This is a genomic window from Sporomusa rhizae, assembly GCF_041428845.1.
GTDB classification, from domain to species: domain Bacteria; phylum Bacillota; class Negativicutes; order Sporomusales; family Sporomusaceae; genus Sporomusa; species Sporomusa rhizae.
Map to the genome: position 1 here is coordinate 4629360 of NZ_CP156925.1, position 13178 is coordinate 4642537.

Here is a 13178-nt window from a genome sequence, read left to right on the forward strand (position 1 = left end):
TGTTAGGTTTGTGTTTTCTGCACCTGATTATTTTATGGTGCCACCTTTGTTGCTGATGCTATTAGCTACGGCGGTTATTTTGCCGGCGGTTATCTGGCCGTTCTTCCCCTGAGTGTCTTTATCATTTTTCAGACTGCCAGCAGTTGCTATTGTCAACGCTCCGTGCGTTTGGATTTCGCCGCCGTTGTTGTTGATATCACCGCTGGTGGCGGTAAGGCTGACGGTCCCACCGGCAGAGGTTTTACCACCGGTATGGTCGATGGCAGCACCGATAATGGTGAGGTCACCGCCAGCTAGTGTTTGTCCGTTGGTGGCAACGGTGGTATTGGCTTTGATGGTAAGGTTACCGGTATTGCCTACGCTGCCGTCGCTGTTGAGGCCGGAACCGATTACTCCGCTAGAAGAAATGGTGTTGGCGGATAGGGTGGTGTCTTTGGCCGCGGCAAGCAAGCCAGTGTTGGTTAAGGTACCGTCAGTTTCCAGCTTGGTATTGCCCTGGGCGTAGATTGTCCCTTGGTTGGTTAGGGCGCCGCTTGTTACTAGGTTTAGGTTGTTGCCGGTGATAATAGTAGCACCGGTTTCGTTGGTCATGTCTTTGGTGCTTATATCAGCGTCTTTACCGGCGGTAATAGTTCCGGTATTGGTAACGGTACCACCGATATTCATAGTTAGGTTTTGGTTGGCTGTTAGTTGGCCATTTTGGCTGTTGGTTAGGTTACCTTTAAGAGATATTTTCAGGTCTTGTCCGGCGGCAATAGTGCCTTGGGTATTATCCAGGTTCTGGGCGTTGAGTGTGGCTTGTCCATTGGTGACAATGGTGCCGCTGGTGTTTTGGATGCCATCGGGTGTTTGTATTACTAGGGCGCCTGTTCCCGCGTGCTGAAGTTTTCCCTGGCTATTGTTGATTGCATTTGTTTTTATGGCAAGGTTTGTACCATTGGTGGCGATTGTCCCTGCGGTGTTATCGATGGCGCCGGTGGCGGTTAGGGTGGTATCACCGGAACCGGTTTGCTGGATGGTTCCGTCCTGGTTGAGTATGTCTTTCGCTGTGATGGCGATTTTTTCGGATGTGATTTGACCAGCTTGGTTGCTTGTATTTTTCAGGTTTTTGACAGCCCCTGTTGCATTCAGAGTTAGTTGTCCGTTGACTTGGGTTGTAGCCCCACTGTGGTCAATGTCACCATTAGATGCAGTGATGCTGGCGGAGCCGCCAGCGTAAGTGGTTCCGCTGCTTACGTCAATGTTGGTTCCAGTCATTTTAAGGTTGCCGCCGGCGATGGTTTTGCCTGTGGCGGTTAGGGTTTCACTAGCATTTATGATTAGGTTTCCTGTGGTACCGACGTTACCATCTGTTTTTATACCGGAGGCTATGGTTCCGGTCGAGGCTATAGTTTTGGCTGTGAGTTCTGTATTGTTGCCTGCAGCAATGGTACCGGTGTTGGCTATGGTTCCGGTGCCGTTGATGTTAGTGTTTTGTTTGGCAAAGATTGTGCCCTGAGCATTTATGTCGTCAGTGGCGTTTATGTTGAGGCTGCCACCGGCGCTGGTTTTACCAGCGAGGGTGATTTGCCCGTTGTTGGTTAGGATGAGGTTGCCGTTATCGGCGGATAGGGTGCCTTGACTGTTGACGCCGACACCTTGTTCGGTGCCGACTAGTTTTATTTTGTTGGCATACATGCCGCCTAAGGCACTGACGTCAATCGCCACTTGGGGTTGGGGTTCGATGCTGTCGCCAGCTATGGGTTGGGTGGTTAGGGTATTGTAGTTTACGGCATTCGGGCCAGTTACTACGTTTAGTTCTTTGGCCCAGATGCCGGCGTTGACGGTGACGGCCCGGCTGATGAGGTCGACGCGGTCGGCGCCGGTAGCGTTAATGCCGTCGCCCTGGACGGCGATTTGACCACCGGTTACGCGGAAGGCTTCGAGGCTGCCGTTACCGCCGAAGATGGGGGTGCCTGTGATGAGTACGCCCCGGTTGGTGTTGATGAAACTGAAGCCGTTGCCGATGATGCCGTTGCGGTTGGCAATAATGACGTCGGCTCTTTGTCCGGCGACTTCAAGGTAGCCGCGGAGGTGGCTGATGTTGTTGCTGGTGACTTCATTGAGGATGACTCGCGCGGAACCACCGGCGAGGTTAGGGTTGCCTTGAATGTATCCGGCAAGTTGGGTTTTTGATAACCCGTATGAATTGTTTAGGATGAGTCCTTTGGGGTCGATGTTGAATTGCTGGTAGAGGTTATGAGATACGCCGCCCGCGGTTGGCGCGGCAATTTGTACGACCGGGGTGCCGTTTTGGGCACTTTCGACGGTCGGTCGGTTTTGTTTGGCTGCGTTGGGATCGGCTGCGGTTTGGGCAGAAATGAAGCTTGGCTGCAAGGTAAATAGTACTAAGGTGATCCACGCAGTTAGTTTTTGGGCTTTCTTTTTTAGAGAAAATCCGGACATGTTTTCCCCTCCTTGGGCTGTGGTTAACTCCTCAAGTGTAGTGTTTTGTGGTAAATAATCTGATGGATTTTGTTAGTTGTAGGCTTAAATTTTACAAAATTGTTATATTTTTTCTCTCCTATATATTTCCTCGCAATCCGTAAATTTCCTTTGCTTTTATGCTTTTTTGATTTTGTTTTGTCTCCTTATTTAAGAGTTTGAGATAATTGCTTCTCACTAGAACGATTCTCTCCCCCCTAAGAATAAAAAAACACGAAAGGCGGCACATATTGTCCCGTTACCTTTCGTGATAAGTTTTAATTTATTCACTTCTTGTAGGAGTTAATAGTTCTCCTTATCTTAGTTCTTTTTTTTATTCCCGCAACATCAGCATTCCATTTTTTATTACCTCCAACAATAGAAGCAACCAGAAGACACCGCAGGTATTTTGGAGAAAAGAAGAGTCAACAGATTTTGTCTGTTGACCTTTGAGGCTTTTAGGAGTAGAGGTGTTGTCCAGTAGCTCTTGTCACTCATTCCAGAATTATTTAGTCAAGAGTTTTCATGATTTTATCAACATAGATATTTAATTCCTTCTCAGTCATTTCATGTTGACGTCCATTTCTATAAAGCTCCAAACTAATTGAAAATTTAGCTGCCTTTTCTATCTTTCTCTCATTTAACAATTGCTCAATTTTATTCGCTTCAAGTTGCCATCCGTAAGTGCAGATAAACATAGCAAATTTTTTTAATACATCAGCATCTACCGGATCAAGCAATATATTTCGCTGGAAAAGTAACACCGTAAATTCCGTGTCATCTGACATGTATGCAAGCGGTGTTTTAGTAAATTGATGTATCAATCGCAAATCTTCCGTCGTAGATGAGTTAATAATAGGCTTTAATCGATTACTAATATCATATAGCACCCTATTACACTTTATACGCATTTCCATTTTTGGGTAACTTTTATACCACCCAGATACACATATAAATCTTTTTGCCAATTGTCTAAAGTTCATTTTAAATCCCTTACCTTTAAAGTCTTAATACAGGATAAAAATCTGATACTTCAACAGCACCTTTATAACTATTATATCCCACTTTAATCTCAACTCGAGTATATTCGTTTCTTCCCGTTCCTGGGTTAAATAAGAACATATTAGTATATATTGTTTGGGGTTCACTTTCTCCTAATACAGGAAAGCTCGTGCCCGTTACTTGATGATCCGCATATGCTGTTAAAGCTGCACTTGTGACGGCTTGGATAATAGTATCTTTATCGGTTGCTGTAAACGGCGGAACTGTACCCTCAGTCTGTGAACGATGATTATCTCGATAACCATGGCCCGTTTTTATTCGCAAAACGTCACCATCACCAAAATCCAAATTATATATTTCCGAGCCAGTACCTGCTTTTTCAATTTGTGCTTGAGCAATAACCCCTTTAATTTTGTCTGTATGTGCTATGAAAATACTCCACCATACTGTGTAGTAATGCTTAAAGAAATTATTCCTTGTCTCACTAACTGCCGTACTTGCCCCTGTCAAAGTGCTATCCCCAGCTAACTGGGCAGCTATCCCTCCTACAACCACACTAGCCCACTGATGTAAAGCTGGATCTTTAATCTTAGCTAATTCAGTTTGAACTAATTGATTAAATCCTGCCCCTGCAGCACCTGAGGTAAAGTTCCCCCCGCCTAATTGTGCCATTAAGCCACCCGCCAAGGCATCAAGAGTAACTTTCTCTGGGCTACCTTCTTTTAATTTTAGATTACCAATAGCATCAAAAACTTCTTGTCCAAATAAATTCGCTAGCTCTTGTCGTTCTTGAACGCTCTTCTTATCAAATATCTTACCTAAAGCATTTAAACTTTTATTAGTATCTCGACTAAGTTTCGATAAATCTTGATTTGGATTGCTTCTGATTTCAATGGTTCCAGGTGAAATAGCCGACTTAGTTGTACTATCAGCATCTCCAGAAGATGTTACCCCGATATTAGGCGTCAGACCTTGATTTTTATAATTTTCTTTATCCTCAGGACTGTATTTCTTGCTATCGTAATTAACCCCAATGCTACTCGCCTTATACTCCGCCTTATTCTCAATATCCGAGTAAGTCAGCGTATCGGTACTAATCTTATTCTTATCCGGTGTAGCGTCGCTGGCAATGACCGCACCTTTAAGGTCTGTATTTTTCCCTACATTGATATCAAAGCCCTCTTTGCCCGCGTATATACCTGCTTGTTCTATCACACTGGTATAAGTTGAGTTAGTTTTATCTGAACTAAATGAGCCTTTGACATCAACAGAGTTTACTTTATTAACTGGCCCTTGAACATCCGAAGGTAATGGTTTTCCATCAACTTTTCCCGTATTGAATACGAAACCAATACCTTGATTTTTCGATGTGTAATTCTCACTGTCCTGCTGGCTGACTATGTTAAGGTTGTCGCCGACGTTTACTTCTACTTTTTTGCCTTTGACTTGAGAACCAATTATGTTTGTGTCATTACCTGATTTTAGATTCAACGTACCGCTAGCGTTGAGTACGCTTTCGGTATTGGTAGTAGAGTTTTCATTTTCTTTACCTTTACTGGAGTTAAAGCTACCGTCGAATCCCCCGAAAGAGCCTGAAATACCGAAAGATGCTCCGATTGATGCGGAGGATGACTTTGTTTTGGTGTTGGACTCCATTTTGTTTTGGGCTGACTCGATGTTGAGATCTTTTACGGCGTCGATTGTAATATTGGTAGCATTGATGTTTGTAGCTTTAAGGTCGACATCGCCCCCAGTTGCTTTGACGGTAACGTTACCCCCTGCTGTTATGTTTGATGCATTGACTGTCTCTACGTGGGTGTTCTGCTCCGTAGTCATCTTAGTGGAACCAAGACTGACATTAACAGATAAGCCGTCTTTAAGATTACCTTTAAGTTCTTTTCCGAGGGTTTTTAGGTCTTTTGCTGCCTTGTATCCATAGAGGGCTTGGAGGCGTTCATCTTTTACCTGACTTCCTCGCTCCAAGTCGCCAGTGAGATTGAGTCCGGCGCTAATTGCCCCACTCCCCAAGGACACGGTAAGTCCGCTTTTCTTGTATTGGAACTTGTACTGGCTGTCGTAGGTGTTAATAGTGTTGTCGATGGTTACTTCTTTGCCGGTGATGTTGGTGTCTTTTCCGCTGACAAAGGTTGTGCCTTCGCTCTTTACTTTGTTGCCGGCGATTATGCTTACATTACCGTTGATGGAACCAACAGTGGTACCGATTTCGTCTTTTACTTGCTCGTTTAAGGTGGTTGTTGTGCTTTCTTTACCAATAGTGAAACCTAAGCCGCCACCACCAAATAGACCGGATTTTTTGACGCGTTTGTAGTGTTCTTCTTTGCCGGTTTCTTGGGCGGAGGTAAGGGTTACGTCGTTGTCGGCTTGCAGCTTGACGTCGTTTGTGGCGACAACTGTGCCGGCTTTGACGGTAAGGTTGTTGCCGGAATTGATGTCGACTTGGTCACCGGAAATGGTGCTGCCTTTGACTTGGTTAGTCAGGGAATAGTCGAGAGTATCTGTGGTTTTCGAGGAAAAGAAACCACTTTTCTTTTTATGGGTCTGTACGAGTGATTCGTGTTTTTCTTTGACCTCTTGAATTGTTACGTCTTTATCTGCCTTGATGGTAATTTTACCGTTATCGCTGGTGACGTTGCTACCGGCAATGGTGATATTGCCTTTGTTAGATTGTTTGTTGCCTTCTGACTGAGTTGCCGAAATCGTGACGTTGCCGCCAGCGTGGAGATTACTTCCGATAACTGTTTCATCGTCAGTACGGGTACGTTTCCAGTTTCGGCTTGAACCTATTTTTTCATCTAACAGTGCTTCGTCTTTGACTGCGGTGATGTTAACATTGCCAGTAGAAGTAAGGCTCAGGTCTTTACCGGCATCAATGTTAGCGCCGCTCAGATTAGTATCCTGGTGGCTTGTCATGGTTATGTTTTCGCCAGCTTTGATGCTGCTGGTTATGTTTGCGGTAGTTTCGTTGAGATAATCTCTTCTGGTAGTTATATTACCGGTAGCTACTGACCCTACTTCTAGGTTGCGGCCAGCTTCGATGGTTACGTTGTTGCCTGCGGAAAGTTTGCCACCGTTGATTTTTACATCTTGTTTGGCGTTAACGGTTAGATTGCCGGTAGCGGTAATTTCGGCGGTTTGTCCGGCCATGGTTCTGATGTCGTTACCTGATTCGAAATGAACGCCTGTCTTAGCAACATAGGTAGTTGTTTCATTCTTGATGTCCCGGCCAGCAACCAGGTTGATGTTGCCGCCGGTTATTTTACTGTTCTGGTTGACGATGTCTTGGTCTGCCGTAATGCTGACATTTTCACCGGAGATGATAGCGCCGTTATTCCTCAGGCTGTTTGTTTGATTTGGGGCCAGGTAGACTACGGGAACCAGTACTTTTTGTCCCTGTATCTCTTGCTCTACCATCCATACCATATTGGAAGTAAGCTGCGCCATTTGTTCCGGGGTTAGGGCAATACCGACTTGCAAGTTGAACTTTTTCGCAATGGTCGTACCGTTATCCATTAAGGCTTTGTATTCTTCATTGTTGGAGGAATAGTCGCCGAGAAATTGCTTGCCGGTTAACTGGCTAACTTGATCACGAATGAGTTTTTGTTGGTAGAAGGCATCGCCGACCAGCTTCATTGTTTTAGAGGGATCTAAGCCTAGGTTTTGCAGCATATAGTCACTGGAAATAAAGGTTTGGTAATTAGCAAACCTAGGGTCTGTTTCTACTAAGTAACGACTGCCTGGTCCAGTGTGAATGGAATAGAGACTATTGGAGGGCAAGGTTATATTCATGCTGTTTTTGTTGACTATGTTGGATACACTACCTGTTATTCCTACCTGCCCTATCGGCGTTGTATTAGCATTTCCTAGAACTGTTTGGATTTTGGAGACATCGGATTGTTGTGTAGGTTTTAGGGTTGAGGAATTGCCCCCGGTAATGTTTGTAGGATTATTTGTGATGTTAGTTACGCTTGGGCAATTGATGATTACTTGCTTTTTACCTTCGAAGATAGCGGTAGCACCAGGCAATTGTTCGTAGGTGTTTTCGTCGTGGAGTTGAGTGGATCTATAAAGCTTTACTGCATTAGTTTCGCCAATGTCACTTTCGTTATAGTAATAATAGACCATATCACCACAGTACATTACATGATGTCGGTAGCTATCGGCTAAATGCCGAGTAGTTATTCTCACTCGTCCCTGTGAAATATTATTTAACTTTCCAGTTGAATCCAATTTACCGGCAGCAGTAACTGAACTATTGTTATTGTTTACGGTATCGGTTCGCAGTGTAATATTCCCACCAGCTGTAATTTTACCTTCAGGAGAGTCTTGGATAAAATTAGTCTCAGTTACTGTTGTCCCAAGTAACCAAATCGTTCCATGCCTTCCACCACGGTTGTCTAATCCACCCGTATCACTTAATTTAATTGCAGTGCTGGGGTTAAATAAATTTTTGACATAGTCCTTTTCAGTCCAGCTGAAACCACTATCACCTCCACCTGAGTAACAATTTATATATACCTCCCTATCAATTGGCTTGGAATAAATAACTTCCGAAACAACCGTCTGTCCAGCCTCAGTTACTCGTTTCTTATTCGTGATATCCTTAGCATATATAGCAATATTACCATCAGCCTCAATATTAGCTGACTGATTAAGCACCGAACTACTTCTATCTACTGGTTGTCCCTTTTCATCCCGCGTGTCACTACCAGCTATGGTAATGTTGCCTACGCTGTAGATAGTAGCGCCATCCTTGTTTTCCAGTGCGGTTTTAGCGGTAAGGTTCATTTCGGTAGTTGTAGCCAGCATGGCCGAGTCGCCGGTGTTTTTGATGGTATCGGCGTTCATGGTTAGGTTCTTTGCGATAACGGTTCCGGTGTTGTTGACATTTTGTGCTTGTACATCTACCAAATCGCTGTCAAGTTTGCCACCGTTGTTGACAGCGTTTGCCGATACTTTTAATTGCTTATTGGCAGATACAACAGCACCTGTATTGTTATTAACCGTTCCGGCAGTCAGTTTGACATCATTTACGGCATTAATATTACCTTTATTTGTCGCTGTTCCGGTTACTTGAATATTAACATCCCGGTTGGCCTGCACTTGGCCGCTTTCCTGGGTATAGTCACCACTTACGTTGATGTTGACATCACGTCCGACCGTTGTTGTGCCATTTACCAGGTTCTGAGCGGTAAGGTTAACATCGGTGGTTGCGGTCAGGTTACCGCCTGTGCTGTTAATTGTATTTGCCTGGACATTTAGTTCACCACCAGCATTGATCGTGCCGCCGGTGTTATTTACTGTAGCGTTGGTTTGGTTAAGGTTAATATTTTGTTGAGATACCATCTTGCCATTGGTGTTATCTATTCTCTGGCTGGTGGTGAGATTAAGATTGCCTTGCGCCAGGACTTGTCCCTGTTGGCTGGTTAGGTTGGCGGCGGTTATGCTTACATCCCCGTTGCCACCGATTACGCCGTTAGAGTTTTGAATGGTTTGGTCAATGGCGATAATGGCACCACTGTTGTCAAGGCTTAGCAGACTGCCTGTCTGGTTATCCAGGTTTTGGGCTTTTACTGTTAGGCCTTTTTGTGCCTGGATTAAGCCTTGTTGGTTGTTGGTGATGGTTTGGGAGGTGATATGTATTGTGTCACCAGCAATAGTCCCCTGGCTGTTTACGATAGAAGGCGCATTTACTGTAAGTTGCTTTTTGGCTACAATGGTACCTTTGGTGTTATCTAGCGCCTGAGCTTGAATAGTTTGCCGGCCGTTAGTGGCGATGCTGCCGCTGGTATTAGTCAGGGTATTGGCCGCCTGTATTGTCAGCGCACCGGTTCCCGCGTGTTGGATTTTCCCATTGGTGTTGGTTAGAATGCCGGTTTCCACGGTGAAATTATCGGCATTGCTGGCAATGGTGCCATCGGTATTGTCGATGGCAGTTGCCGCTGTTAGGTTTGTGTTTTCTGCACCTGATTGTTTTATGGTGCCGCCTTTGTTGCTGATGCTATTAGCTACGGCGGTTATTTTGTCGGCGGTTATCTGAGCGGTTTTACCTTGGCTGTCTTTATCATTTTTGAGACTGCCGGCCACTGATATTGTTAACGCTCCGTGTGTTTGGATTTCGCCGCCGGTGTTGTTGATATCGCCGTTGGTGGCGGTAAGGCTGACTGTACCACCGGCAGAAGTTTTACCGCCGGTATGATCAATGGCGGTACCAGTGATAGTGAGGTCGCCGCCAGCTAGTGTTTGTCCGTTGGTGGCAACGGTGGCATTGGCTTTTATGGTAAGGTTACCGGTATTGCCTACGCTGCCGTTGCTGTTTAGACCAGAACCAATGACTCCGGTAGAAGATATGGTGTTGGCGGAAAGGGTGGTGTCTTTGGCAGCGGCAAGGAGGCCGGTGTTGGTTAAGGTATCGGCGTTTAACAAATTGGTATTTCCTTGGGCGTAGATGGTTCCTTGGTTGGTTAGTGTGCCGCTTGTTACTAGGTTCAGGTTGTTGCCGGTGATGATCGTTCCACCGGTTTTGTTGGTCATGTCTTTGGCATTTATTTCAGCATCTTTAATGGCGGTGATGGTTCCTGCATTCGTTAGGTTGCCGTTTAAGGATATTTTCAGATCTTGTCCGGCGGTAATAGTGCCTTGGGTATTATCTAGATTCTGAGCATTGATTATGGCTTGTCCATTGGTGGCTATTGTACCGGTGGTATTTTGTACGCCATCGGTTGTTTGTATTGCCAGGATTCCTGTTCCCGCGTGTTGGAGTTTTCCCTGGCGGTTATTGATTGTATTGGCTTTTACGGTAAGGTTTGTGCCGTTGGTGGCGATGATCCCTGCGGTGTTATCGATGGTACCGGTGGCGGTTAGGGTGGTATCGCCGGAACCGGTTTGCTGGATGATTCCGTCCTGGTTTTGTATGTCGTTGGCGGTGATGGCGATTTTTCCCGCGGTGATTTGTCCCGTTTGGTTATTTGTATTTTTCAGGTTTTTGACTGTCCCTGTTGCGTTCAAGGTTAGTTGGCCGTTGACTTGGGTTGTTGCCCCACTGTGGTCAATGTCGCCATTGGTTGTGGTAATGGTAGCTGCGTTGCCGGCATAGGTGGCAGCTCCGCTTGCGTCGATAGCTTTTCCTGTTACGGCGAGGTTGCTCCCGGCGATGTTTTTACCTGTGGCCGTTAATGTTTCGGTAGCGGTGACGGTTAGGTTGCCTGCGGTCCCGATGGTTCCGTCTGTTTTTATGCCGGCAGCTATGGTTCCGGTCGAGGCTATGGTTTTGGCTGTGAGTTCTGTGTTATTGGCTGCGGCAATGGTACCGGTGTTGGTTAGGGTACCGGTGCTGTTGACGCTGGTGTTTTGTTTGGCAAAGATTGTGCCTTGAGTGTTTATGTCGTCGGTGGCGTTTATGTTGATCCTGCCTGCGGCGCTGGTTTTGCCGGCAAGGGTGATTTGGCCGTTGTTGGTTAGGATGAGATTGCCGCTATCGGCAGATAGGGTGCCTTGGCTGTTGACGCCAACGCCTTGTTCGGTGCCGACTAGTTTTATTTTGTTGGCATACATGCCGCCTAAGGCACTGACGTCAATCGCCACTTGGGGCTGGGGTTCAGTGCTGTCGCCGGTTATGGGATGGGTGGTTAGGGTATTGTAGTCTACGGTATTCGTACCGGTTACTGCGTTTAGTTCTTTGGCCCAGATGCCGGCGTTGACGGTAATAGCCCGGCTGATGAGGTCGACGCGGTCGGCGCCGGTGGCGTTTATGCCGTCACCTTGGACGGCGATTTGGCCGCCGGTTACGCGAAAGGCTTCGAGGCTGCCGTTGCCGCCGAATACGGGTGTACCGGTTGTGAGTACGCCCCGGTTGGTGTTGATGAAACCGAAGCCATTGCCGATTATGCCGTTCCGGTTGGCAATGATGACGTCGGCTCTTTGTCCGGCGACTTCGAGGTAGCCGCGGAGATGGCTGATGTTGTTGCTGGTGACTTCGTTTAAGATAACCCTTGCGGAGCCGCCGGCGAGGTTAGGGTTGCCCTGAATGTATCCGGCGAGCTGGGTTTTGGATAATCCATAGGAATTGTTTAGGATGAGTCCTTTGGGGTCGATGTTAAATTGCTGGTAGAGGTTATGAGATACGCCGCTGGCGGTTGGCGCGGCGATTTGTACAACCGGGGTACCGTTTTGGGCGCTTTCGACGGTCGGCCGGTTTTGTTTGGCTGCGTTGGGATCGGCTACGGTTTGAGCGGCAATGAAGCTTGGCTGCAGGGTAAATAGTACTAAGGTGATCCACGCAGTTAGTTTTTGGGCTTTCTTTTTTAGAGAAAATCCGGACATGTTATCCCCTCCTTGGGCTGTGGTTTCCTATCTAAGGTTATTTATATTTGGTAGAGCGGTTGGACGCCAGCGACGCTACCGCGAAATTCCCGGGTTGAACCGCCCAGGCTTTTGCCTATTTCGAGACTAGCAGAAGGCCCGCTGATTTTCCCTAGGTCTAAGGCTATATAGGCTTAAATTTTACAAAATTGTTATATTTTCTCTCTTCTATACATTCCTTGTAATCCGTTAATTTCCTTTGATTTTATGATTTTTTTGATGTATTTTGTCTCCTTACGTTAAGGGTTCGGAACGAATATCTTGCTTACTAGCAGGCTATTCGCTCCCCTAAAAATAAAAAATACGAAGGAGTAACGGAACAGGTTTCCCTCGCTACCCTTCGTAGATAAGTTTTTATTCATTCATTTTTTCAGGGATTAATAGCTCTCCCTATCTTGGCTCGCCTTTTAATTCCCGCACAAGCCGCATTCCGTTCAACAGAACGTAAGCGTCTAACAAGACAGTGGATAGAAATTAAAAACTAGCCATGAGATAATTAACTCTAAATAGAGATACGGAGTTTTTAAAGTAAGTCGAAAAACTCCCAAGGAGGTTTAGAGTTGGATACCCAAAAAGTAAAACGACAATACAGACTGAACCAGTGGATTGAAATCGTCTGCCAGTGCCGTAGCAGCGGTCAGACGGTATCTGCCTGGTGTGCTGAAAATAACATTAATCCCAAGCGATACTATTATTGGTTGCGCTGTGTGCGGCAGGCAGCCTGTGAAGCATTGCCGATGAGCGGCGACGATGAGTCAAGCATTGTGCCAGTAACTCTTCCCGGTTCGCTACTCAAAGCAAATTCGACTTCTCCGGCTATTGCCGGGTCGCCTGCACCTCTTATTCTGCGCCTAGGCTCGGCTACCGTAGAACTTCGTAATGGTGCATCGCCAGAACTTATCGCCCATACCGTAAAGGCCCTTGGCCATGTTCGGTGACATTACCCAAGCCAATCAAATCTATATTGCCTGCGGCTACACGGATATGCGAAAATCCATTGATGGGCTGGTTATGCTCATCAAACAGCACTGGGCCCTCAATCCTTTTCAAAACAGCCTGTTCTTATTCTGCGGCCGCCGGCGCGATCGCATGAAAGCCCTGCTATGGGAGGGGGACGGTTTTGTCCTGCTGTATAAACGCCTGGAAAAGGGTCGCTTTCAATGGCCCCATAGCGCTGAGGCGGTCCGGGCCATTACTTCCCAGCAGCTTCGTTGGCTGATGGAAGGTCTGTGCATTGATCCGCCCAAGGCAGTACAAAAGCTGGATACTTCGGCTTGGGTATAGTAAAGAAAATCATCTGCAAATCCCGATAATTCCTGGGTTTTTGACGTTTT

General features: G+C 46.3%; 5 protein-coding genes. 2 read left to right on the forward strand and 3 right to left on the reverse strand.

From position 1 onward, the window contains the following. Positions 1 to 27: 27 nt before the first annotated feature. From SRRS_RS21745 to SRRS_RS21755, 3 genes are all read right to left on the reverse strand, one after another. Entirely contained in the window at positions 28 to 2445 is a 2418-nt protein-coding gene (locus SRRS_RS21745; RefSeq protein WP_371363477.1) for a filamentous hemagglutinin N-terminal domain-containing protein, read from the reverse strand. 527 nt (positions 2446 to 2972) lie between these two features. Continuing rightward, the gene (locus tag SRRS_RS21750; RefSeq protein WP_371363478.1) at positions 2973 to 3446 is read right to left on the reverse strand and encodes a hypothetical protein; all 474 of its coding nucleotides are present in this window, start codon (positions 3444 to 3446) and stop codon (positions 2973 to 2975) included. Between the two features lie 16 nt (positions 3447 to 3462). Further along, positions 3463 to 11805, reverse strand: coding sequence for a hemagglutinin repeat-containing protein (locus SRRS_RS21755; protein WP_371363480.1), 8343 nt, complete (start codon positions 11803 to 11805; stop codon positions 3463 to 3465). A gap of 599 nt (positions 11806 to 12404) precedes the next feature. On the opposite strand from SRRS_RS21755, the gene SRRS_RS21760 reads away from it, so the two are divergent. Both SRRS_RS21760 and tnpB read left to right on the forward strand, forming a co-directional pair. Continuing rightward, entirely contained in the window at positions 12405 to 12782 is a 378-nt protein-coding gene (locus SRRS_RS21760; protein ID WP_371363481.1) for an IS66 family insertion sequence element accessory protein TnpB, read from the forward strand. Next, complete coding sequence (gene tnpB / locus SRRS_RS21765) at positions 12772 to 13128, forward strand: IS66 family insertion sequence element accessory protein TnpB (protein WP_371363482.1); 357 nt, start codon at positions 12772 to 12774, stop codon at positions 13126 to 13128. Before SRRS_RS21760 ends, tnpB begins: the two co-directional genes overlap by 11 nt. Positions 13129 to 13178: the final 50 nt, after the last annotated feature.